General features: G+C 50.0%; 21 protein-coding genes and 1 riboswitch. Of the genes, 17 read left to right on the top strand and 4 right to left on the bottom strand.

The window, feature by feature from the left end; translation table 11 throughout:
• The first annotated feature begins 27 nt into the window (after window positions 1-27).
• From MKY44_RS29240 to clpP, 4 genes are all read left to right on the top strand, one after another.
• Window positions 28-474, top strand: coding sequence for a hypothetical protein (locus MKY44_RS29240; protein ID WP_105597729.1), 447 nt, complete (start codon window positions 28-30; stop codon window positions 472-474).
• A 284-nt stretch (window positions 475-758) separates the two neighbouring features.
• Window positions 759-1,565: an MBL fold metallo-hydrolase gene (locus MKY44_RS29235; RefSeq protein WP_341010049.1), complete on the top strand. Its 807-nt coding sequence runs from the start codon at window positions 759-761 to the stop codon at window positions 1,563-1,565.
• 118 nt (window positions 1,566-1,683) lie between these two features.
• On the top strand, window positions 1,684-2,556 hold the full coding sequence (locus MKY44_RS29230) for an RNA polymerase sigma factor (RefSeq protein WP_341010048.1): 873 nt from the start codon (window positions 1,684-1,686) through the stop codon (window positions 2,554-2,556).
• Between the two features lie 18 nt (window positions 2,557-2,574).
• On the top strand, window positions 2,575-3,156 hold the full coding sequence (gene clpP / locus MKY44_RS29225; RefSeq protein ID WP_017689971.1) for an ATP-dependent Clp endopeptidase proteolytic subunit ClpP: 582 nt from the start codon (window positions 2,575-2,577) through the stop codon (window positions 3,154-3,156).
• A 57-nt stretch (window positions 3,157-3,213) separates the two neighbouring features.
• Here the strand turns inward: clpP and MKY44_RS29220 are convergent, their stop codons facing one another.
• A complete protein-coding gene (locus tag MKY44_RS29220) occupies window positions 3,214-4,635 on the bottom strand; it encodes an aminotransferase-like domain-containing protein (RefSeq protein ID WP_341010047.1) in 1,422 nt (473 codons plus the stop codon).
• Between the two features lie 120 nt (window positions 4,636-4,755).
• Between MKY44_RS29220 and MKY44_RS29215 the strand changes: the two genes are divergently transcribed.
• Window positions 4,756-5,694, top strand: coding sequence for a DMT family transporter (locus MKY44_RS29215; RefSeq protein ID WP_341010046.1), 939 nt, complete (start codon window positions 4,756-4,758; stop codon window positions 5,692-5,694).
• A 64-nt stretch (window positions 5,695-5,758) separates the two neighbouring features.
• On the opposite strand, the gene MKY44_RS29210 is transcribed toward MKY44_RS29215, so the two are convergent.
• A complete protein-coding gene (locus tag MKY44_RS29210; protein ID WP_341010045.1) occupies window positions 5,759-6,328 on the bottom strand; it encodes a TetR/AcrR family transcriptional regulator in 570 nt (189 codons plus the stop codon).
• A gap of 156 nt (window positions 6,329-6,484) precedes the next feature.
• Between MKY44_RS29210 and MKY44_RS29205 the strand changes: the two genes are divergently transcribed.
• Window positions 6,485-8,011, top strand: a complete 1,527-nt coding sequence (locus MKY44_RS29205) for an NAD(P)/FAD-dependent oxidoreductase (protein ID WP_341010044.1) — start codon at window positions 6,485-6,487, stop codon at window positions 8,009-8,011.
• Between the two features lie 330 nt (window positions 8,012-8,341).
• On the opposite strand, the gene MKY44_RS29200 is transcribed toward MKY44_RS29205, so the two are convergent.
• Window positions 8,342-9,145, bottom strand: a complete 804-nt coding sequence (locus MKY44_RS29200) for a Cof-type HAD-IIB family hydrolase (RefSeq protein ID WP_062833159.1) — start codon at window positions 9,143-9,145, stop codon at window positions 8,342-8,344.
• A gap of 287 nt (window positions 9,146-9,432) precedes the next feature.
• Window positions 9,433-10,437 carry a lipoate--protein ligase gene (locus MKY44_RS29195; RefSeq protein WP_341010043.1) on the bottom strand — a complete coding sequence of 335 codons (1,005 nt, stop codon included), beginning with the start codon at window positions 10,435-10,437 and terminating at the stop codon, window positions 9,433-9,435.
• Between the two features lie 189 nt (window positions 10,438-10,626).
• Here MKY44_RS29195 and cobD point away from each other — a divergent pair, with 189 nt between their 5' ends.
• The 11 genes from cobD to MKY44_RS29140 all read left to right on the top strand — a co-directional run bounded on the left by cobD (window position 10,627) and on the right by MKY44_RS29140 (window position 22,183).
• Complete coding sequence (gene cobD, locus MKY44_RS29190) at window positions 10,627-11,817, top strand: threonine-phosphate decarboxylase CobD (protein WP_341010042.1); 1,191 nt, start codon at window positions 10,627-10,629, stop codon at window positions 11,815-11,817.
• Window positions 11,814-12,644, top strand: a complete 831-nt coding sequence (locus MKY44_RS29185) for an adenosylcobinamide amidohydrolase (protein ID WP_341010041.1) — start codon at window positions 11,814-11,816, stop codon at window positions 12,642-12,644. The genes cobD and MKY44_RS29185 overlap by 4 nt, the downstream gene beginning before the upstream one ends.
• 44 nt (window positions 12,645-12,688) lie before the next feature.
• On the top strand, window positions 12,689-13,669 hold the full coding sequence (gene cbiB, locus MKY44_RS29180; protein ID WP_341010304.1) for an adenosylcobinamide-phosphate synthase CbiB: 981 nt from the start codon (window positions 12,689-12,691) through the stop codon (window positions 13,667-13,669).
• Window positions 13,660-14,337 (top strand): histidine phosphatase family protein, encoded by a 678-nt coding sequence (locus tag MKY44_RS29175; protein ID WP_341010040.1) that lies wholly within the window; start codon window positions 13,660-13,662, stop codon window positions 14,335-14,337. Before cbiB ends, MKY44_RS29175 begins: the two co-directional genes overlap by 10 nt.
• A gap of 146 nt (window positions 14,338-14,483) precedes the next feature.
• A riboswitch (cobalamin riboswitch) is annotated at window positions 14,484-14,640 on the top strand.
• A 410-nt stretch (window positions 14,641-15,050) separates the two neighbouring features.
• Window positions 15,051-16,049 carry an ABC transporter substrate-binding protein gene (locus MKY44_RS29170; RefSeq protein ID WP_341010039.1) on the top strand — a complete coding sequence of 333 codons (999 nt, stop codon included), beginning with the start codon at window positions 15,051-15,053 and terminating at the stop codon, window positions 16,047-16,049.
• Window positions 16,046-17,092 carry a FecCD family ABC transporter permease gene (locus tag MKY44_RS29165; protein WP_074094020.1) on the top strand — a complete coding sequence of 349 codons (1,047 nt, stop codon included), beginning with the start codon at window positions 16,046-16,048 and terminating at the stop codon, window positions 17,090-17,092. Before MKY44_RS29170 ends, MKY44_RS29165 begins: the two co-directional genes overlap by 4 nt.
• Complete coding sequence (locus MKY44_RS29160; protein ID WP_341010038.1) at window positions 17,089-17,901, top strand: ABC transporter ATP-binding protein; 813 nt, start codon at window positions 17,089-17,091, stop codon at window positions 17,899-17,901. The genes MKY44_RS29165 and MKY44_RS29160 overlap by 4 nt, the downstream gene beginning before the upstream one ends.
• A gap of 45 nt (window positions 17,902-17,946) precedes the next feature.
• Window positions 17,947-19,068 (top strand): nicotinate-nucleotide--dimethylbenzimidazole phosphoribosyltransferase, encoded by a 1,122-nt coding sequence (gene cobT, locus MKY44_RS29155; RefSeq protein ID WP_341010037.1) that lies wholly within the window; start codon window positions 17,947-17,949, stop codon window positions 19,066-19,068.
• Window positions 19,065-19,625, top strand: a complete 561-nt coding sequence (gene cobU, locus MKY44_RS29150) for a bifunctional adenosylcobinamide kinase/adenosylcobinamide-phosphate guanylyltransferase (protein WP_341010036.1) — start codon at window positions 19,065-19,067, stop codon at window positions 19,623-19,625. Before cobT ends, cobU begins: the two co-directional genes overlap by 4 nt.
• A complete protein-coding gene (gene cobS, locus MKY44_RS29145) occupies window positions 19,622-20,512 on the top strand; it encodes an adenosylcobinamide-GDP ribazoletransferase (RefSeq protein WP_341010035.1) in 891 nt (296 codons plus the stop codon). The genes cobU and cobS overlap by 4 nt, the downstream gene beginning before the upstream one ends.
• 126 nt (window positions 20,513-20,638) lie before the next feature.
• Window positions 20,639-22,183: a cobyric acid synthase gene (locus MKY44_RS29140; RefSeq protein WP_341010302.1), complete on the top strand. Its 1,545-nt coding sequence runs from the start codon at window positions 20,639-20,641 to the stop codon at window positions 22,181-22,183.
• Window positions 22,184-22,238 lie beyond the last annotated feature (55 nt).

Below are 22,238 nucleotides of genomic sequence, written 5' to 3'. Positions count from 1 at the left end.
TAGTACTAGCAGGAAGGTGTGAGTTGGATGAGTGCAGAGATCAAATTATCCCAAAGTACAGCGATTCGACTGGAGCAGGCCCGCGGTAAGGGGATGCCTGAGGAAGAAATATTAAAAGCCATTCAAGCCAAAGACGTTTCCGCTTTTGACGCCGTGTCTGAAGAGGAATACCGATATAATGAATTTTTCTCATATGCGGACGAGCATGGTGAAAATCTGGAGGCAGCAGTGAAAGACGGCTACCGGATTACCTTTAACACGCGTGGTGGACTCGGAATCTGGTTGGAAAAGGCCTTTAAGGTACAGCCAGAGAGAGACTTCACAGTGGGTGAAGGAATCGTTACCGGATTACAGTTGAAACCGGAGCAGGCAGAGGTACTGGCGAAGCGGCTTGCATCGAACTGGGTCATTACGGATTCGAAGGATGTACCTGCGGGTCAGGAACTGACGTTGAAGCTGCGGGCACTGGTATAGTTCCAGCTCGGAGTGGATGTGACTCGAATTAATCGGTCGTGGCCTGTTCAAAAGGTAAGGCCTGATCTTCATGCGGATGACCCGCTTATAAGGTTGCACCACATGCTGACGAAGCGTACGCTCCCGAATGGAGCGAAGCATGGAATTAAAGTCTGACGGTGAACGGTCAGACCACAGACTGTCCCGAATTGCAGTGGAGAACTGCAGCGGGATGGTCTTTTTTTTTGCAAAAACAGAGGTGGACGATTACAATTTACATATCATTAATTCAGGGGGAATGCGGATTGAATCAGCTAACATTTCTGGGCACTGGCGATGCGATGGGCGTTCCACGTGTGTATTGTGATTGCGAAGTATGTACAGAGGCGAGGCTTACGGGAGAGAATAAACGGAAACGCTCTTCTGTTCTGATTGACGGTGGTGGGGACGGTACGAGTGAACAGTTCATGATTGACTGCGGACCGGACTGGAGATCACAGATGGAGGATCAGGGATTACGTATGGTGCATACGCTACTCATCACGCATGCCCATTTTGACCATATTGGAGGATTGCCAGAATGGGCGAATGCGTGCCGCTGGTTGGGTGAAAAAGGGCGTTTGTATGCACCACGTGAAGTGATTGCCACCATTCAGGGACAGTTTCCCTGGTTGGGGCGTCATATGGACTTTCTGGAAACGGATGATGGTATTGAACTAGGCGGCTGGAAGGTGCATTCCTGGAAAGTATGTCATGGACATAACGGATATTCGTACGCATATCGGCTGGATCGAGACGGGTATAGCTGGGCGTACTGTTCAGATGCTATTGACCTGAAGGATGCCGAGAAAGAGCCATTGCACGGACTGGATCTGCTGGTGCTTGGAACAAGCTTTGTGCATGAACTTGCGGAATTCTCAACACGTTCCGTGTACGATATGCGCGAGGCGCAGGAGCTGCTGCGGGAACTGAAGCCGGGTCATACTTATTTTACACATATGTCTCATGACGTCGATGTACGGCAGAATTATAATCTGGATCAACGTATTACGATTGCCCTTACCGGGATGAAGGTGCCGCTTGGAACATTAAAGCTGGAAACGAATACGTAACCCAACTTAACTAGCGTAATAAAAATAAATTCAGAAGAGCGTATCCTTTACAAGGGGTTCTTCGTTTACATAGTGTAAGTCAAAATCAATCAGGAACCAGCAAAGGGGGGCCCCCAAGATGGCCTTTGTGAAGTCCGTGGATTGCAGAATCAACAGACCACATGATGATGGTAAACAAGATAAATTCGATATTGAATTCAATGGCAACGCCAAAAAAAATCAATTGAACCAAAGCATCCATACCGTACTACCCGATCTGATGGGTTCGTTGTATGCGTATTGTTTATCTCTGACGAAATCAGTTCCAGACACGGAGGATCTGGTTCAGGAGACCTGTCTCAAAGTGTTGTCGTCGAGTGTAGTTGGAACTTCCGGGATGAATAAAGATATAAACTGGGAAGCGTATCTGATCCGTATTGCACGCAACAGCTGGATTGATATCTTACGTCAGCGAGAGAGATTGGCATATAAACTGGATAGCTTGAAGCCGCTCCTGCACGAGATGGAGGAGGAAAGACGATTCGAGGAGATGGAGTCTGCCGTACAACTTCTTGTAAATACGCTACCACCGTGGCAGCGAGTGATATATGTATTACGTGAATTAATGGGTTATAAGGCGGCAGAGACTGCGGAAATGCTGGATACAACAGAAGGCGCTGTGAAAGCAGCGTTAAGTCGTGCCCGCTCTGCCATAGCCGAGGTGAGGCACAGGTTGGAACAATCAGACGGTGAATTGCAGTATGAAGAGGGCACAGTGGTGGACAATCGGGAGGAACTGCGCAGTTATCTGCTGGCATTTCGTAATGGAGATACTGCTCAAATCATTGATCTGTGCCTGAATCGTTCGGATGATCCGATGGCTGTGGCGGGGACGATTTTGCAGCAGACTTTGCCGTCTCCATCCATGCAGCCAATGATGTACGGGTACTCTACTTCTGGCATGAACTCGATGTCGTATGGAGGTGGGTACACGGTCACCATGGTTGCCTAAACCGAGGAGGCGACACACATGAATGTAGTACCCTATGTGGTGGAACAGACAGCTCGCGGAGAACGGAGCTATGATATTTACTCCCGTTTGCTCAAAGATCGGATTATTATGGTGTCCGGAGAGATTGAGGATCAGATGGCAAATGCCATTGTGGCCCAGTTGTTGTTTTTGACTGCAGAGGACCCGGAGAAGGACATCCAGATGTACATCAACAGTCCTGGTGGGTCGGTGACAGCAGGATTCTCGATCTATGACACGATGCAATTTGTGAAGCCGGATATCTCCACGATCTGTACAGGTATGGCGGCAAGCTTTGGTACGATATTGCTGGTAGGTGGAACAAAAGGTAAACGTATGGCGCTGCCCAACAGTGAGATCATGATCCATCAGCCACATGGCGGTACGCGAGGGCAGGCGTCGGATATGCTGATTCATGCTAACCGCATCATTCAGCATCGTCAACGTCTTAACAAGCTGTTAGCCGACCATACAGGACAGTCAATTGAGCGGATTGAGAAGGACTCGGATCGAGACTATTTCCTGACCGCTGCTGAAGCAGTCGAATATGGATTGGTGGATAAGGTCATATCCAGCTCATAATAGTAGCCCGGAAGGTCATGTGACCTTCTGGGCTTTTTTTCGATTTATATCCAAACCTTACATTTCTTTCGCAAGCGTAATGAGCCTGCTCATCCCTTCCCGAATCTGCTGCTCATGTGCATAAGAGAAGGACAGGCGCAGCTTGCGACTGGCTGAATGATCCGAAGAATCAAATACGGTTCCGGGTACAAAGGCAACGGATTGTTCCATGCATCGGTGAAGCAGTCTCCCTGTATCCACACCCTCAGGAAGCTCTACCCAAAAGTTGAGTCCGCCCTCGGGCCGGGTCCACGTCCAGTCCGTTTCCAGCAGAGATTGTTCCATCACTTCCATTCGAAGCTGGATGGCGGTCCGCAGCTTGGACAGATGCTGATGCATACGTTCTGACTGAAAATAACGGAGAAAAAGCTTCTGATTCAGAAGGGGCGATCCGTTATCTGTCAGTGATTTTACAGCCTGTAGTCCTGGCATGAAACGCTGACGGCATATGATGGCTGCAATCCGTAGCCCGGGTGCAACATACTTGCTGTAACTGCGGATGTACAGGGTGTGTCCAGTAGTGTCGTAGGTGAAAATGGGTGCAGGAGGTTTCTCCTTAAAATAGATATCATAGGTGCTATCGTCTTCGAGCAAAAAACATCCATACTGTTCTGCAAGTTCGGGTAACTGCTTGCGCTGTTCTACTGGAACGTTAACGCCGGTTGGATTATGAAAAGTTGGCGTCGTGTAGAATAAGCGTGGTTTCTCCGATTTCATCAGATGCTCAATCTGCTCCAGATCATAACCATCCGAGTGAATATCCGTAAAGATCAGACGAGCACCCTGCTTGCGGAAAATCTCCATTGCTGGTCCATACGTAGGCCGTTCCATCAACACCCGATCTCCGGGTTTGACCAGCGTCCGCGAGATGACATCAATCGCTTGCTGCGCCCCCGAAGTAATGAGCACTTCGTCTGCAGAGAGGTAGAAGCGTTCTTTTTTCGTTAGATGGCTTGCCAGCGCACTTCGCAATTCCAGATCACCCTGAATTGTGGAATACGTTCCGAGCAAACGGGGATATTGATCCAGCAGATCACGCATTAGTTCACCCCAATAACGGTTGGGCAGCAGAGAGGGATCGATTAACGATTTGGAAAATTGGTATTCTGCTTCAAGGGACTGTACCCGTGCAAGTGAATCCCAATGCAGCCAGGCAGACACGGCGGGATCATCCGCCTGATCCGTTACTGAGAATGGAGTTGCTGGACTGACATAATAGCCGGACTTGTCCTTAACATAAACACTCCCACGTTCCTTTAACTCCTGATAGGCTTTGAATACGGTCAGACGATGTACGCCGAGTAGCTCGGACAGGCTTCGTACAGATGGCAGTTTTTCATGTTCGGCCCACTCTCCCGCTTCTATACGTACAACGAGATAATGGATGACTTGCTCATATAATTTCAGGCTGTTATCTGTCATCATCATGGTTCTGCCCACCCGGCTCACACTCCTTTTGAACTCTATTGTAACAGCTAATGGGAGAAAACTGTTCTGTTTTGTTCATTCTGTTCTGTAGACCATGAGATATGATGGAGAACAGATAAAGGAGTGGTTATCATGGTGGGGATTGCATTTACGGTTATGTGTCTTATTTTCGGTACAACATTTCTGGCTATTAAAATTGGAGTAGAGGCAGGCATGCCGCCTTTTCTGTCAGCCGGATTACGATTTGTAATCGCGGGAGCGCTGATGTTTGCATGGATGAGGATGAAGGGCAAAGTGAGCTGGTCGCTCCTGTTCCGCAAGGAGATGCTGTTGACGGGAGCGGGGCTGACCTTTGGCACCTTTGCCACATTATATTGGGCTGAACAGCATGTGAGCTCGGGTGTGGGTGCCATTTTGTCAGCGACAGGGCCTCTGATGATTATGTTGATGCAGACTGCGCTGTTACGGCAAAAAACATCTGCCCGTATGATTGTGGGCTGCCTGATCGGGTTCACCGGTGTGGTTCTGGTTGTGTTGCCAGGTGTATCGCTTGGTGCAGGTTCCCTGTTTATGTGGGGTTGTATCGCGGTACTGGTAGGGGAAGTCTGTTATTCAGCAGGTGCATTGTACTCCAAAAAGGTTATTCATCAGTTCAAGGAGGCTAGTCCTGTAGCGATCAATGCGGTGCAGATGATGTATGGGGGATTGCTGTTATCCCTGCTCTCGGTCGGAACGGAATCGTGGAATATGTCTGCTCTGGACTGGGTGCCTGCTGTGTCGTCGGTGATCTATCTGACTGTCATTGGCTCCATGGTGGGGCATAGTCTGTTCTATTGGATTATGTCGCGTACCAACCCGTTGTTTCCAGCAACATGGTTATACATTTCACCACCCATTGCCGTAGGGCTTGGTGCTGTTGTCTACGGTGAGCATGTCAGCTGGGTTACATGGATCGGTGTGGTGCTGGTCGTTTCAGGTCTGCTGGCGATGAATGAGAAGGTGAGCGGCTGGTTAAAGAAAAGAAGTCGTGCGAGGATGACAGTGCAGGCTTCCGAATCTGTTTTAAAATAGGTAAAGTTTGAAAGTATGCAGCTCAATCTCAAAATCAGCCATTGATTTTAGGTTGAGCTGTTTGTTATTCCGACATGATATTCTCGTTAACCAGTAGGTAGTAATATTCATCCATCTGTTCTGCCGTAACATTTTCTTCGAAATGTTGTATCCACCACATCACAAGTAAACGAATCACCCCCGAGTGAAACTCGGCTACAAGTTCTATGGGAAGTGAAAATTGTTTACCTCTTCTCTTCAATTCCAGAAAATCCCGTCTGAATAACTCTCCAATATAGTGTATGAAAAAGTTGTTAAACCCCTCATCCGTCTGTTGGTTCTGCACGATGGTCTCCAGTACATTTCCGAACAGGATTTTAGATACGCTTTGCAAAGGCTGCTGTAATCGATTTTCTACATTCATGTGTAAATAATCCCGAAGGACCCATGTTAGGGTGGAGGACAGTAAAGCAAATTTATCTTTGAAATGTTTGTAAAACGTTGTTCGGTGAACCATAGCTTTTTCACATATCTCATTAATTGTGATGTTGCTGAATAGCTGACCTTTCTCACATAACAGATCGAGAAGCGCCATCGTTAACAATTTATGAGTTCGGGTAACTCTCAAATCCACCTTTTTATCAATCATTTTCATCTACATCATTTCCTTATTGTAGTTTAGCTATATAGTATCCTGATATTGATTCTTACTTGATGCGAGATTCCAAGTGTATATTGGTATTATAAGTAATTTTTTGATAGGGCTACAAGTGTAGATAAAATATGATGGATTAGAGAGGATGAAGTGGCGATGTCCAACATGAAAAAAGCTGTGGTAATTGGGGCAGGTATTGCAGGATTAATCACTGCAAGGATGTTATCTGATTATTATGATGAGGTATGTATCATTGAGCGAGATGAATTGCCTTCTGAGCCGGCGAATCGGCAGGGTGTGCCTCAATCCTTTCATCCACATCGTGTATTACCGCGCGGCGGACTCATTCTGGAACATTACTTTCCCGGATACAATGATGAATTGGTCGCGCTTGGTGCCATTCCTTCACATGAAGAGAAGTTTATGATTGCCAATCGCTACGGTACATTAGTTAATAAAGCGAATGCTGCTTCTTCATTCAAAATTGCATCGAGCAGCAGAGCTCTGCTGGAATGGGTATTGCGTCAGCGAGTCCGGAACATAGATCATATAAGCTTCTTAACGAGTACAGAAGTTACCGGGTTAATGGCATCAGAAGATCAGCGTTCGATTACAGGCGTGTATATCAAAGAAAGAGGTCGGGATAATGGGAAAGAAATGCTTGCAGCAGATATGGTTATTGATGCCACGGGGCGTTCTTCCAAATTGATCAGATGGCTTGAACAGATAGGGTTGTCCGTGCCTGAGCCGGAAGTGCTGAAGGTGTCTCTTGGTTACAGCACCCGCTATTATAAGATACCATCCTCTATTCAAAATGATTGGGGAACGGTGATAACAGAGTCCGATCCTGTGCAAGGAATTCGTGCAGGCATGTTGTGGCGCATTGAAAATGATATCGCTGGACTGTTACTGTTCAACGCAGGAGGAGATGAATATCCGTCAACCCATCCGGATGAGTTCCAAGAGCAAATCAAACATCTGTTTGCTTCGGATGAAATCGTAGCGTTGGCAGACCAGCTGGAGCCTTTTCAAGGGCCGAGGGGATACCGTATCTCCGAGTCTGTTCGTCAACATTTTGAACTGATGGAGAATTGGCCCTCCGGATTACTTGTCCTTGGCGATGCATTTTGCAGCTTCGATCCGATCCATGGTCAAGGCATGACGGTCGCTGCAATTGAAGCCGAGACCATAGCGAAATGTTTGGATGAGCAGCGAATGCATCCTGAGCCGCAGTTTGAGCGCCAAGTGTTGCTTCGTATGCAGCAAGCCATTGAACCGGCCTGGTGGCTTAGTTCTGTGGCCGATCTGCGTTGGAAAGGGGTCGAACATGTTGGGCCTTCCCGAATGAAAGGGGTTGCTTTTGCTCAGAAGTATATAAACTTGTTTACTAAGCAGGCGATGAAAAAGGCGAGTCAGGAAAATAATAAACATCTCTTTTTTACCCAGTTCCTGATGAATGCTCTAATCCTTCCTCCAAGTGAATACTTTAAAGGTGAAATCCTGAACATGATCCTGAACGACAATGGTTCCGAAGAAGAAATGGAGTTAAGAGCAGAGCTGGGTGTCCGAGATCCGGAGCTATTCCAGCAAAGAATAGATGAGATCATTCCGTCATTTCAACTGGAATTTGATGGGCAAATCAAGAAACTGTTGGAGTCTTTCCAGCATGCCATGAGCAAGTAAAACAATAAATCGTGGTGCGTGAAAGTAGGCAAAACATGAAACGAATAACTTTAAATTTCATAGCTAGCATTGTAATCTCATTTATTGTATTTTTTATTGTTTTATTTTTTGCCGATGTTCCAGATACAAATCGTGTCATCTTATCTATGGTGATTACGATTTCACTACAATTATCCTTAATCAGCGCATTGTTGCTCTCAAAACATAAAAAATAACAGAGAAAATATACCTAATATAATCGTTTAAATAGGATAATGAACATATTTTTTAAAATCAAAAAAACAGCCCTGCACGGCGAAATTCGCCGACTGGGCTGTTCGTTGATCTTATTTACTCTGCGTTCAGCACAAACTTCTCGATAACCTCTTTTACGCCGTCTTCGTTATTACTTGCCGTAATGTAGTCCGCCAGCTCTTTCAGCGCAGGAATGGCATTCCCCATCGCTACACCAAGACCAGCAACTTCGAGCATCTCATGGTCGTTCCAGGAGTCGCCGATGGCAATACACTCGCTGAGCTGGTGACCGAAATGGTCAGCCAGGAAGGTCAGGGCGTGGCCTTTAGTTCCTTCATTGTGCATGATCTCCAAGAAGTAAGGTTTGGACTTGGTGATATGCACTTGTGGTCCGAGCAATTCACGCAGGTCAACGGCAACCTTATCCAAGTAGTCTGGCTCATCAATAATAAGCAGCTTCGGTGTTTTTTGTTCGATGACTTTGATGAAATCAGATTCGATGTAATATTGGGTGCCGTTTAATTTGGCATAATCACGCAGTTTGTCGTTTTCCTCACGCGCATACAGCTTGTCGTCAATGTATGTTTGAAGGTGGAGATTGTTCTCCAGGCAGTAATCATACAATTTGCGGGAAGCTTCCTGTGGAACGTAACGCTCGTAGAGGACTTTTTCGTCCAGAAGGTTTTTCACCAATGCGCCTTGATACGTAATGATCGGAACGTTAAGTCCGGTTTGACGAGCAAGAGCTTGTGCGGAAGCATAAGCACGTCCAGTCGCCAGCGTTACAGTTACACCATGGGCAACCGCTTGTTCCAGTGCAGTCTGTGTAGCAGGGGTTACTTCTTTGTTGTCGTTGATCAGTGTGTCGTCAATGTCGATTGCAATTAATTTGTAGGTCATCTGTATTTCTCTCCTTTTTATCTGTATCTATTTGTATCTATACCCGACTTAATCTATATCAGTTCAACTAAACGTTTTACACGAGAACGGAGAGGACAGAAAAAACCTGAAGAAGCGGAGCGTTCGCCTGAAAGCTTTCTGAAAGAAAGCTACATCGGAAGCATAAGCTATCCCCGGATTTTCCCTTTGAAGAAGGGAATCAAAAAAATCTGGGGATAACAGCGATCGGAAGGTTATTCTGTCATCGGAGTGGCAGGTGTAAACATTCTTGGGTTGAACTTATATACCTACTCTTCCAGGAAAACAAGGCCAATAAAGTCTTCCAGCTCAAGGTTGCCGAAGTAATGTTTTACATCCAGGCCCTCAAGTGCAGTACGCACATCGGATTCCTCATACCGCTTGCCGCGCAGCATATTTTCGATATCCGCCACATCGCCTACACCGAAGAAGTCGCCAAAGATTTTGATATCTTCGATGCGTCCATCCTTGATGTTCATGCGCAGATCGATGATGCCTACAGGGAATTTGCGAGTGTGCTTCACATTGCTTTCCGGAGACAAGCCATAGTTCCAGTCCCAGTTGTTATAACGCTCAGCGGAGATTTCCTTGATTTTGTCCCAGTCTTTGTCAGTGAGCGTGTACTGTGGAACGTCTTGAGGCTCCATTCTGAAAATGTGACGTAACAGCTCATCGCGGAACTGCTCAATCGTCAGGTTGGTGTCAATCAGATCCCGTATGTTGGCGACCCGGCTGCGGACGGACTTGGTGCTCTTGGATTTGAATTTCTCGGGATTGACGTTCAGGGAAGCCTGAACATGCTCCAGATTCAGATCAAACATCAATGTGCCATGACTGAACATACGCCCACGTGTGGAAAACTGGGCGTTGCCCGAAATTTTCTTTTCGCCGACTTGCAGATCATTACGCCCGGTCAACTCGGCATTTACACCAAGCTCGTGCAAAGCTTCAACCACAGGCTGGGTGAACTTGCGGAAATTGTGGAAGGATTGACCGTCATCCGCTGTAATAAAGCTGAAATTCAGGTTGCCCAGATCGTGATATACCGCTCCGCCTCCCGAAAGACGACGAACCACCTGCACACCGTTATCCTGAACGTACTCGATATTAATTTCTTCAATCGTATTTTGATGTTTTCCGATGATGATCGACGGACGGTTGATGTAAAACAGCAGATAGCTGTCATCCTCCATCGGCAGATGCTTCAGAATGTACTCCTCAATGGCGAGGTTTACAGAAGGATCTGTAATGCCCTGGTTGTCTACAAACAGCATGGTCATTCCTCCATTAATGTATGTGAGGGAGTGCTAGTCCCTTATGTAGTGAACCTTGTATATCAAAAGGAACCGAAATTCCTCTTCTATTGTAAACGAATTATGGTTGGGACACAAAGAAAACAGGATTGACCCACACCTCCCGTGCCATCCATAATAAAAAGGACATACAGAAAGGATGACGGAAGAATGACCAGTTATATCGAAGTGTTCGGACATGGCGGGGACGTGGAGACGGCTGCGTCACGATTTGGGAGGGAAGCCGCTGATTTTCTGGACTTCAGTGCCAACATTAATCCGCTCGGTCCACCCAGAGGAGTGCTGGAGGCTATACAGCAAGGATTGCAGTCGGTGATTCGGTATCCCGATCCGGCGCATCGGGGATTCAAAGCACTACTGAGCGAGCGTCTTGGTGTGATGCAGGAGCAGATTTCCGTGGGCAACGGCGCAGCCGAAAGCATGGCGCTCATTCTGCTGGGGCTTGCCCCGCGCAAGGTGGGTACTGTGGAACCGGGATTCTCGGAGTACCGGGCGTTGGCACGACAATTCGGTGCCGAAGTTGTGCATACGGAGGGCAGAGAAGAACTGGCGTGGCGAGCGGAACCCGAGGACATCGAGCAGCTCATGGAAAAGGTAGACCTGCTCTTCCTCGGACAGCCCAACAATCCAAACGGTGTACAATATCCACTTGAGGTATTACAAAGGCTTGCCCGCAAAGCGGAAGAAACGGGAACCGTACTTGTCATTGACGAGGCCTTTATGGATTTTATTCCGGTAGACCGGCGTCAGTCCCTGGCAGCACAACTGAATGACTATCCTAATGTGATCATCATTCGCTCAATGACAAAGTTTTATGCTATTCCGGGCTTGCGTCTCGGGTATGCTTTGGGCCGTGCCGAATACATTCAGGCGATGACGAAGAAACAGGTGACCTGGAGTGTCAACGGTCTGGCGCTCATGGCAGGGGAAGCCTGTCTGCGCAGCGGAGAACGGTACGAACAGGAAACCATATCACTGATCACGCGGGAACGGGGGCATCTCATCGCAGGACTGCAGGCGTACGGGTTTACGGTGACACCGGGAGAGGCGAACTTTATTTTGGCACGTGTGCCGGCCCCTTGGACAGCGGCATCAATGCAGGAGGCGTTGGGCCGAAGAGGCATTCTGATTCGCAGCTGTGCCATGTATCCGGGGCTTGACAAAGGGCATGTACGTTTCGCGGTCAAGGATGCAGATGCCAATGCTACATTACTCGAAGTGCTGGGCGGCGTGCTGGAAACCAAGGGATATCCGAATGTCGAACAGACCTCCATTCATGAATCAAGTCAGCAGGAGCAGACAAAAGATTCGGAACAGGAACAGGGAGGGAAGCGGCAATGACACTCCCGTTTTATAACTACTTTACGAATGGAGAAACAGACGAGAATGAATATGCTTCCTCTTCCTGGCCGGGACTAAACATATCTGCACATGAACGACATATCAAAGCACAGAGCCCAAGAGCTGCCCAAGCGCTGTCGAGTGCGGTATATGGCGGCGGGATGCTTGAACTGGATCGCATATTTAACATCTATGTGGACAGGTATTACCGCTGTGATGATCCGCCGCGTGATATCGAACAAGCGCTGAACGAATGGCATGAGCCACGCGATCAATGTGCCGGATTATTGACGGCCGTAAGACTGGAGCATACCTCCATTCAGGAATATACAAGTGATGAATTTGGTCTTCTGTGCTGTACCACTGCGGGTGTATCAAATGCCGCACGCGCGGGGTCGGAGAGAACGGTATTTGATGCGGCGGGAAATAAGACGATGTCTTCCGGCAGGGAGCGTTCTGCTCCTTCAGCACGGAATCTAACGATTCACCCCTATGTCCCGGGTACAATTAACATCATGCTCTGGTTGAATGGACGCATGACCACCGGGGCGATGGTGAATGCAGTACAGACGGCGGTGGAAGCCAAAGCGGCTGCGCTGGCGGATGCGGGTGTTCTGGATTCGGAGAACGGGTTGCCCGCCACCGGTACCACAACCGATGCCATTGTGTTGGCGGTACGTCAGGCAGTGGAGGAACCTCATCCGATGATCACTTATGCCGGGACAGCAACTACGGCAGGGGCGGCGATTGGCAGATTGGTATACGACACGGTGACGGAGAGCCTTCGGGCCGGACTGTTATGGAAAGAGAGGATCAGGCACAAATGACTTTTGAGCTGGAGCATCTATGGACTTGGCCGTTCTGGACAGGCATGGCGGGAGCCTGGATTATTATACTGGCGTACCTATTGGACCGATGTATCGGAGATCCGCGCTGGATTCCCCATCCGGTGATTGGCATGGGAAAAGGCATCTCGGCGTTGGAGCGTGTCATTCGCTCGCGTGTACGCACAGATTTGGGGCTGAAGAGAGCCGGGCTGTTGTTCCCGATGGTGATTGCGGGGGGTTCTTTTGCCATCACTTGGGTACTCGTATATGTGCTTGGGCTGATTCATCCTGTCATTGCAGCGGTAGCTGAAGTGGTACTCATTGCAACGACCATTGCTTCAAAAGGGCTGAAGGATGCAGGTATGGAGGTGTATCGTCATCTGAAGCAGCAGGATTGGCCGGCGGCCAGACGTTCACTGGGCATGATTGTTGGACGTGATACAGCGCATCTGGATGAACCGGAGGTTGTGCGGGGAACGGTAGAGACAGTTGCCGAAAATATCGTTGATGCCATTGTATCGCCGTTATTCTATGCACTCATTGGAGGCGCTCCACTAGCTATGGCTTATCGGGCCGTCAACACGCTGGATTCCATGGTCGGATATAAAAATGACAAGTATCTGCATCTTGGCTGGGCCTCGGCCCGTCTGGATGATGTGGCGAACTGGATACCTGCCCGGCTGACCGCGGTTCTGTTAATCGTTGGTGCCTGGGTCATGAAGATGGATGCCAAAGGAGCAGCACGCATGGTCGCACGGGATGCAAGACTACATCCAAGTCCGAATAGCGGTTTTCCCGAATCTGCGGTGGCTGGAGCACTGGGCATCCGGCTTGGCGGACATAACGTGTATCACGGCGTTGCTTCATTTCGTGCCTACATGGGCGAGGCTACACGGCCAATGGGAGCCGAGGATATTGTGCAAACGTCACGCCTGATGTTTTGGTCGGCAGGGGCTTTTGTGGTACTATGCGTGTTCATAACGCTGGGCGTGTGGCTGGCAGGAGGGACGCTGTTATGGTCATAAATGCAGGCAATGAAGTACATACGAATCAGCCTGGGCCGCTGAAACGAAATATTCTGTGGGTCCGTCATGGGACAACGTTGTGGAATGTGGAAAAAAAATATCTGGGGCATACCGACATCGGTCTGCTGCCAAATGCCAAAGAAGAACTGGCTCCGCTTCATGAACAATTGAGCGGTGTTTTGTGGCACGAGGTATATTGCAGTGATCTGCTTCGCTGCCGGCAGACGCTGGAACAGATTCTTCCTGATGCCATCGGACAGGTGAAGTTCGACTCGCGTCTGCGTGAGAATGATTTTGGAGAGTGGGAAGGGCTGACGTATGAGCAGCTCAAGGATAACCCTGTGTACCGAAACTGGATAGATGCCCCGCAGGAGGTCACTCCGCCTGAGGGGGAATCGTGGCAGGATTTTACCGGACGGTTGGATTCCTTCCTCCAAGAGATGTTGTTGGAGGATCGTCCTTCGATGCACGTTGATGAGGGGCAAGTGCCAACCATGGTTGTGGTTACGCATGGTGGTGTCATCCGATATGCCTTGTCCCGTCTGATTGCCGGGCTTGGGTTCTGGGATACACATGTCGTACCGGGACAGGCGATTCAGGTTCAGCTTGAACAACAGGGGAATGAGTGGTTTGGCAGCAGAATGACTTTTCCGCCAATCGGGTTGTAAGGATGTACAATATACCCTATAATCACAACAGAAGTGTGACTTCAGCGTGGTACAGATACGCTTCAGGTTGTGAAGCCTGAACGAGTATGCAACATGCAGAAATTACACGACAATGGTTTACCATATCAGCGACCAAGGGTCCCGCGTGTGAAGGCTGTTTTCATGGCAGATTAGTACGAGTCACGAAACACGAAACACACAAGGGTGAAATGGGGAAGCCGGTGCAAATCCGGCACGGTCCCGCCACTGTAAAACAGGATGATTCCTGTAAGTCAGGTTACCTGCCCTGGACGTACAAACCGGTGTTCCTTCGAGGAAAGGACAGCGTTTCGGGCTATTCTATGCGCATGGACAACCCTTGGTTGAACATGTACAGATCGCCATATGCGAGACGTCATCCCTGATCCTTGTCCAAGGATTGGGGATTTTTTATTGTTCATGTAAGATGAACCGAGACCAATTTTACACGAGGTCACTCCGATTGCAGTACCATCTTCCGATCGCTGTTATCCCCAGATTTTTTGATTCCCTTTTTGAAATGGAAAATCCGGTGATAAAGGCGAACACTTCGTTTCTTCAGATTGGTTCTGCACTCTCCGTTAGCGTGTAAATGTTGCAGTTCAAACCTTACACAGGAACACCAAGACATGGGGAATAAGAGTTCGAGCACGATGCAAGAAAATAGTACAAATAGAGAAGGGGAGAATAACAGAATGAATTTCAAGAATTGGAAAAACGTAGCGTCCCTGCTAAGTGCAGCGGCACTCGCACTGGCTTTGGCCGGATGTGGCAATGCAACAACAAACGAGGGTACAGGTACTTCACAGCAACCGGCACAGGAGCAGTCCCAAGGCCAGGCGCAGACGGACCTCAAAACACAATATCCACTTACCGTTACGGATGCAACGGGTGAATCGTTCACCTTTGAAAAGGCACCGGCCAAAATCGTATCCGTGTCTCCGGCTGAGACAGAATCCCTGTTTGCTCTTGGATTGGACGAGCAGATCGTGGGTGTATCCGACTATGACGATTATCCGGAAGCGGCAAAAACCAAAGCTAAAATGGGCGGTATTACCAAGCCCAATGAAGAGTCCATTATTGCCGCTGAAGCCGACATTGTCTTCACAGGTATCTCGATGAGTGAGGATGCGGTGAAAAAGCTGCGCGAACTGGGCATTACCATTTTCAAAACGGATCCTAAATCCATTGACGATGTGATGAACAATATCGAAACATTCGGTAAAATCACGGATCATCAGGAAAAAGCACAAGAAATCATCACCCAGATGAAACAGGACGTGACGGATGTAACGGAAGCGGTGAAAGCAGTTAAACCGGAAGAGAAGAAAAAAGTATACGTTGAGTTCTCCCCAGGCTGGACTGTGGGTAAAGGCGAATTCATGGATGAACTCATCACTGTAGCTGGTGGTAGCAACATTGCATCGGACAAAGAGGGCTGGTATGAAATTAATGAAGAAAACGTGATTGCCTCCAACCCGGATGTGATCTTGTACGCCAACGATGTAATTGACGAAAACTCCAAAACACTGGATCAGATCATCAAGGCGCGCAGCGGCTGGGATCAAATTACGGCTGTGAAAAATGACGCGGTTATTGGCCTGGATGCCAACCTGCTGAGCCGTCCGGGTCCACGGGTAACTCAAGGGTTGAAAGAAGTAGCCAAAGCGATCTACCCTGACTTGTTCCAATGAGTAAAAAGCTGATCCTGTTCGGAACGACGGGCATGGTGCTGCTGGTGCTCACCGTGCTCATCTGCACGGGCATTGGTTCAGTAGCGTTGCCAATCCGGGATATTGCAGGCATCCTGATTCACAAAATCCCCTGGGTGGGAGATTGGATTACACCGGATTGGAATAAGGCAGCCGAACAGATTATCTGGAAAGTCCGTTTTCCACGCGTACTGCTTGCTGTGCTCGTGGGTGCTTCACTAGCCATTGCGGGTGCGGGCTTTCAGGGTGTGCTGCGTAATCCGCTGGCAGACCCGTTCACCCTGGGCGTATCATCCGGTGCTTCGGTGGGTGCAGCCTTTCTGATTTTCTTCGGATTGCAGTATGCACTGATCGGAATCTGGACGTTGCCACTGGTGGCGTTTTTGACGGGTGTAATCACGTTGTGGTTCGTTATGGCACTGGCTCGTGAAGGGCGTAAAATACCAACACACAGCCTCATTCTGGCTGGTGTGGTCATGCAAAGTTTCCTGGGCGCAGTTGTTTCCTTCCTGTCGACCATGTCGAAACAGACGATTAATGAAATTATATACTGGACGATGGGAAGTCTGGCTCTGCGTGGGTGGTCGTATACGGCCATCCTTTTCCCGTATTTTCTGTTAGGGCTGGTCTTTCTCTGGAGTCGCGCACGCTCGTTGAATGTGCTTGCACTGGGAGAACGTCAAGCGGCACATATCGGGATCGGAGTGGACAGACTCAAGCTGTCCGTGCTGGCAGTTGGCACACTGCTGACTGCTGGGGCTGTCTCGGTATCGGGTGTCATCGGATTCGTTGGATTGGTGATCCCGCATATGTTGCGGCTGCTGGTGGGACCGGATTACCGACTGCTGGTACCTTTGTCTGCCATTGGTGGAGCGATCTTCATGGTGTGGGCAGATACCATAGCAAGGTCGTTGCTGGCGCCAACTGAAATTCCGCTCGGTGTTGTCACCGCCTTTGTTGGTGCGCCGTTCTTTGCTTACCTGCTGCACCGGAACAAAAAGTTGCAGAAGGGGATGATGCCATGAATTCCAGTACCAGTTCCAACCCGACTTCCCTTATCTCCATTAAGGGAGCAGGGAAGTCATATGGCAATCATCAGGCATTGCGCAATGTAGACTGGCATGTTGGCGAAGGTGACTGGTGGGGAGTTGTCGGACCAAACGGCAGTGGCAAGTCCACCCTGATCCAGCTTATTGCCGGAACGGAACAGTTAAACGAAGGTCAGATTCGTATCGATGGTCGAGACATCGGCTCTTACAGCCGTAAGGACCTGTCGCGCATGATCGCTGTATTGCAACAGGATGGCTTGCCAGCCATCTCCTATCCTGTACGAGACGTGGTGGAGATGGGACGCTATCCATACCAGAACTGGCTGGGGCGGGAAGTGGGCGATGGGGCACTTGTAGTGGACAAGGTGCTTGAAGACCTTGGATTGACAGAGCTGGCGGACAGACCGCTGGATGCACTCAGCGGCGGGCAACGGCAACGGGTCGCACTAGCCAAAGTTATGGCTCAGGAGCCGAGGTTACTGCTGCTGGACGAGCCGACCACGTTTCTGGATATTAAATATCAATTGCAATTCATGGAATTGTTATCGGCATGGCGACAGAGAAATAACATTACGATTGTGGCTGTGCTGCATGATCTGAATCTGGCCGCGTTATTTTGCGATCACATTCTGGCGCTGCGTGAGGGCATGGCGGTTGGAAAGGGAACGCCTCATACGTTGATCAACGATGAGAATATCCAGGATATATTTCGCGTCAAACCCGCGATTGTCTCTCATCCCGACCATGCCATACCTCAACTGCTGTTGCGGCGGGACATCGATTAAATGAAGCGGGGCAACCCATATTTTGATGAAGGAGGTGCTGGTTGTATGAATAATGAACAGGTGTTGGAGCAATTAACGAAAAAGATTACTGCTCCTGACCAGGAAGTGGCGGCAGAAACCTCTGCACATGTGGATTCGTTGACGAAGCCGCCGGGGAGTCTGGGCAAATTGGAAGAGTTGGTGATCCGCCTGGCAGGAATGACGGGCAATGCACGTCCGCGTTTTGATCACAGAGCGGTCATTGTCATGGCCGCAGATCACGGCGTAGTGGAAGAGGGCATCAGTGCTTTTCCTGCCGAAGTGACTCCGCAGATGGTCCTGAATTTCCTCGCTGGAGGCGCTGCGGTGAATGTGCTTGCCCGTCACGCCGGAGCTGGTGTGATCTGTGTGGATATCGGTGTGAATGCCGATCTTGAACATCCGGACCTGCTTTCCCGTAAAATTCGCAAAGGCACGGCCAACATGGCCCGAGGGGCAGCGATGACCCGGGATGAGGCAGTTCGGGCTATCCTTGCAGGAGCCGAAGTTGTAGCGGCAGAGGTGGCGAAGGGAACACAGCTGTTTGTCACCGGGGAGATGGGAATTGGAAATACTACCGCAAGTGCTGCTGTAATGAGCGCGTTAACCGGAGTTGCACCAGCTGCCGCCGTGGGGCGAGGAACCGGCATTGATGATGCAGGCTTGCAACGCAAGGCTGCTGTAGTCAGCCGGGCGCTTAGCGTAAACGCACCGAACCCGGAAGATGCACTGGATGTTCTGTGCAAGGTGGGTGGACTGGAGATTGCCGGACTCACCGGGGTTATCCTCGCAGCAGCAGCTCATCGTTGCCCAGTCGTTGTAGATGGGTTCATCTCTACCGCCGCAGCGCTGGTTGCGAGACAACTTGCACCTCTGAGCACAGCTTATATGATCGCTTCTCATACTTCACACGAAAATGGACATGGAGCGCTGCTGCGTGAACTGGACCTGAAAGCGATGCTGGATCTGGATATGCGTCTGGGTGAAGGCACAGGCGGTGTGCTTAGTCTTCATCTGATTGACGCAGCATGTCTCATTCTGAACGAGATGGCAACCTTTGCAAGTGCGGGTGTCTCAGACGGGGCAAGCCATGCTTCGGACTCCGCAGCGTCGGTTGATTCATCCCTGCAAGGAGAGAGTTCCCGATGAGTGTACTGGTGACAGGCGGCGCACGCAGTGGCAAAAGCTCCTTTGCCGAGCGTCTCTGCATGCAGCGTTCCTCGGAGGCGTGGTATGTGGCGACAGCTCAGGCGTACGATGATGAAATGCGTGAGCGTATCGCCATGCATCAGCAGCAACGCGAGGCATCGGGGTATCTGTGGCATACAACGGAAGAGCCGATACATCTGCCTGCTTTGATAAGCCGCATGGGTGAAGGGCATACAGGAACTTCTGCACCCACCATTCTGGTGGATTGCCTGACGCTATGGCTGACGAATGTTTTGTTAGCGCATGAGCATGACGAGAAGCAGGTGTTACAGGGACATTTGGACGCGCTGGTTGAAGCGATTCGCACCTATCCGGGTTTACTTGTTCTGGTTACAAATGAAGTGGGGGACGGGATCGTACCGGAATATGCCCTTGGCAGGAAATATCGGGATTTGGCCGGTGTACTGAATCAGCGCATTGCGGCGATATGTGGTGAAGTGTTTCTGGTGACCGTAGGCATTGCGATTGAACTAAAAAGCAAGGAGTACCGCTTATGAAGGATGGCACGCCTGCTCCTCAGCGTAAATATGCGGCGGCAGCCGCTTTTCAATTTTTGTCCCGTTTCCCTGTCAAAATGCAAATCGATTTTGTCCCGCCGCTGCTGCGGGAAAGTGTTGTCTTTTACCCGCTGGTCGGTGCAGCAATTGGTCTGTGTGTCTGGCTCTTGGGAGCCTTAAGTGGTGCAGTGCTTCCCGCCTTTCCGGCTGCCGTCCTAACCTTGACGTTATGGGTATGGCTCACCGGAGGGCTCCATCTTGACGGATGGATGGATACGGCGGATGGTTTGCTCAGTTATCGTACCCGTGAGCGGATGCTGGAGATTATGAAGGACAGTCGTGTAGGAGCCATGGGAGTGATCGCCTGCGTGTTGCTTCTGATGATGAAGGCTGCGCTGATCGCCGATTTTATTGCCCGGGGCCACTGGATGTACGGTGCGTTGCTGATCCTGCCCATGATCTGGAGCCGCTGGTTCATGGTGTATGCGATGTCGGCCTGGCCGAATGCGCGCGAAGATGATGGACTTGCCGTATTGTTTAAAGGTCTGGGTGAGCGGAAGGAGGTCCAGCGTGCACGCAGTTCAGCTGTAGGCCTAACCTTGGTCGCAGGGGCACTTACGTTTGCCGCGGTGTGGCTTTTCAAGCCGGATATGGGGATTGCAGATGCGATGGTGAGTGGGCTGGGAACACTGCCATGGTGGCTATACCCGGTGACGGCGGTTATTGTACTGCCTGTGGCGTGTTATTATATCGGCCGATTCGTGGCTGCCCGGATCAGTGAACGGCTCGGTGGTTTAACCGGGGATACGTATGGTGCCATGAATGAGCTGCTGGAGGCGGCTTTGTTGACCGTGCTGAGCGTGCTTCAAGGACTGTTCTGGCTGTAACTTTTGAAGTAAGAAGCAGTATGGAAAGTGTTATGCATGAGGTTGGTAGCAAGGTGATCTGGATATAACACGGAGACAGGGGGAGAGAGCGTGGAAGATAGGCCATCACAACCAGCGGCGGTACTGATGCTGCAAGGAACGGCTTCCGATGTAGGCAAAAGTGTCATCACAACGGCGCTGTGCCGTATATTTAAGCAGGACGGCTTCAAGCCAGCCCCGTTCAAGTCACAGAATATGGCACTGAATTCCTACGTAACAGAAGACGGTAAGGAGATTGGCCGTGCCCAAGGCGCGCAGGCCGAAGCCTGCGGTATTGAAGCCACGACGGATATGAATCCGATCCTGATCAAGCCTGTGCGGGACATGCATTCTCAGATCGTGGTACAAGGTGTACCTTTTGCCCAGATGAGTGCATCAGATTATCGCCAGAAGTTCCTGCCTGAAGCAAAGCAGACGGTGATGGATGCGCTGAACCGATTGCGGGACACCTATGATGTGGTGCTGATGGAAGGAGCGGGCAGTCCGGCCGAGATCAATCTGAAGGACCGGGATATCGTCAACATGAATCTGGCAGGCTGGGCCGATGCGCCGGTGATTCTGATCTCCGATATTGATCGGGGCGGAGTGTTTGCTTCCATTGTAGGTACGCTAGAGCTGCTGGAACCCCATGAGGCGGCGCGTGTCAAAGGATTCATTATCAACAAGTTCCGCGGTGATCTGTCCCTGTTGCAACCAGGACTCGACTGGCTCGAAGAACGGACAGGCATTCCAGTACTAGGTGTATTGCCTTACATAAGAGATATTCAGATTGAAGCAGAGGATTCAGTGGTACTGGACTCCATGCGTCATGGGAAATCCGGCAAAACCGAGCTGGATCTGGCGGTGATCCGATATCCACGAATTTCCAACTTTACAGACTTTGATGCACTTTCCCGTGAACCGGATGTGAATGTGCGTTACGTGACCTCGCCAGAGGAATTGGGCAGTCCGGATGCCATTCTTCTACCGGGTACGAAGGATACCATAGGTGACCTGGCATTTCTGCGTGAGTCTGGGCTGGAGCAGGCGATTGCCAGTCAGACCGAGCGTGAGCATGTTCAGCTTGTAGGGATATGTGGCGGATACCAGATGCTGGGACGTCATCTGAAGGACCCCTTTGCTGTGGAGGCGAATCAGATCCAGGAAGCGAAAGGGCTTGGCTGGCTCCCGCTGTCGACAACGTTTCTTCAGGAAAAGCAGACCGTCAGAGCTTCCGGACGGGTGCAGCCTGATCACCCGATTCGTCTGTATGGTGAGCAAGATGTAACAGATGCTTCATTACTTGTTAATGGATATGAGATTCATATGGGTGTTACGGAGTGCCACGAGCCTGAACGTGTAACCGCGTTGTTTGAAATCTCGCATCCAGGTGGCCAACCTTTCCAAGAAGGCTGGGGCTCAGTAGATGGCAGCGTGTGGGGAACCTACCTGCATGGTTTGTTTGAAAGTGATCAATTCCGACGTTCGTGGCTGAATGCCTTGCGTGCAGGAAAGGGACTGGCTCCACTTCAGGAGACATATAGTGTACATGAGCGTAAGGAGATGGAGTTTGATCGGGTAGCCGAATCGTTGCGTTCGGCATTGGATATGAAGCGCGTTTACGAGATTATGGGTGTTCAGGCACCCGAGTGAAACAACAATACCCCCATGTCCGACAAACCGTTCTCTAGAAACGGAATGTTAGCGG

This window comes from Paenibacillus sp. FSL R7-0026, assembly GCF_038004485.1.
GTDB lineage: Bacteria > Bacillota > Bacilli > Paenibacillales > Paenibacillaceae > Paenibacillus > Paenibacillus xylanexedens_A.
Note: the sequence above shows the minus strand (reverse complement) of the source record. Positions and strands in the feature narration are given on the sequence as shown.

Excerpts from the sequence above, each read along its gene's own strand:
- MKY44_RS29160 (WP_341010038.1), top strand. The coding sequence starts at position 17,089 with ATGAATTCCAGTACCAGTTCCAACCCGACTTCCCTTATCTCCATTAAG.
- cobD (WP_341010042.1), top strand. The coding sequence starts at position 10,627 with ATGACCAGTTATATCGAAGTGTTCGGACATGGCGGGGACGTGGAGACG.
- MKY44_RS29240 (WP_105597729.1), top strand. The coding sequence starts at position 28 with ATGAGTGCAGAGATCAAATTATCCCAAAGTACAGCGATTCGACTGGAG.
- MKY44_RS29185 (WP_341010041.1), top strand. The coding sequence starts at position 11,814 with ATGACACTCCCGTTTTATAACTACTTTACGAATGGAGAAACAGACGAG.
- MKY44_RS29170 (WP_341010039.1), top strand. The coding sequence starts at position 15,051 with ATGAATTTCAAGAATTGGAAAAACGTAGCGTCCCTGCTAAGTGCAGCG.
- MKY44_RS29195 (WP_341010043.1), bottom strand. The coding sequence starts at position 10,437 with ATGCTGTTTGTAGACAACCAGGGCATTACAGATCCTTCTGTAAACCTC.
- MKY44_RS29215 (WP_341010046.1), top strand. The coding sequence starts at position 4,756 with ATGGTGGGGATTGCATTTACGGTTATGTGTCTTATTTTCGGTACAACA.
- MKY44_RS29200 (WP_062833159.1), bottom strand. The coding sequence starts at position 9,145 with ATGACCTACAAATTAATTGCAATCGACATTGACGACACACTGATCAAC.
- cobS (WP_341010035.1), top strand. The coding sequence starts at position 19,622 with ATGAAGGATGGCACGCCTGCTCCTCAGCGTAAATATGCGGCGGCAGCC.
- MKY44_RS29165 (WP_074094020.1), top strand. The coding sequence starts at position 16,046 with ATGAGTAAAAAGCTGATCCTGTTCGGAACGACGGGCATGGTGCTGCTG.
- MKY44_RS29140 (WP_341010302.1), top strand. The coding sequence starts at position 20,639 with ATGCTGCAAGGAACGGCTTCCGATGTAGGCAAAAGTGTCATCACAACG.
- MKY44_RS29175 (WP_341010040.1), top strand. The coding sequence starts at position 13,660 with ATGGTCATAAATGCAGGCAATGAAGTACATACGAATCAGCCTGGGCCG.
- MKY44_RS29210 (WP_341010045.1), bottom strand. The coding sequence starts at position 6,328 with ATGAAAATGATTGATAAAAAGGTGGATTTGAGAGTTACCCGAACTCAT.
- cbiB (WP_341010304.1), top strand. The coding sequence starts at position 12,689 with ATGGCGGGAGCCTGGATTATTATACTGGCGTACCTATTGGACCGATGT.
- clpP (WP_017689971.1), top strand. The coding sequence starts at position 2,575 with ATGAATGTAGTACCCTATGTGGTGGAACAGACAGCTCGCGGAGAACGG.
- cobT (WP_341010037.1), top strand. The coding sequence starts at position 17,947 with ATGAATAATGAACAGGTGTTGGAGCAATTAACGAAAAAGATTACTGCT.
- cobU (WP_341010036.1), top strand. The coding sequence starts at position 19,065 with ATGAGTGTACTGGTGACAGGCGGCGCACGCAGTGGCAAAAGCTCCTTT.
- MKY44_RS29205 (WP_341010044.1), top strand. The coding sequence starts at position 6,485 with ATGTCCAACATGAAAAAAGCTGTGGTAATTGGGGCAGGTATTGCAGGA.
- MKY44_RS29230 (WP_341010048.1), top strand. The coding sequence starts at position 1,684 with ATGGCCTTTGTGAAGTCCGTGGATTGCAGAATCAACAGACCACATGAT.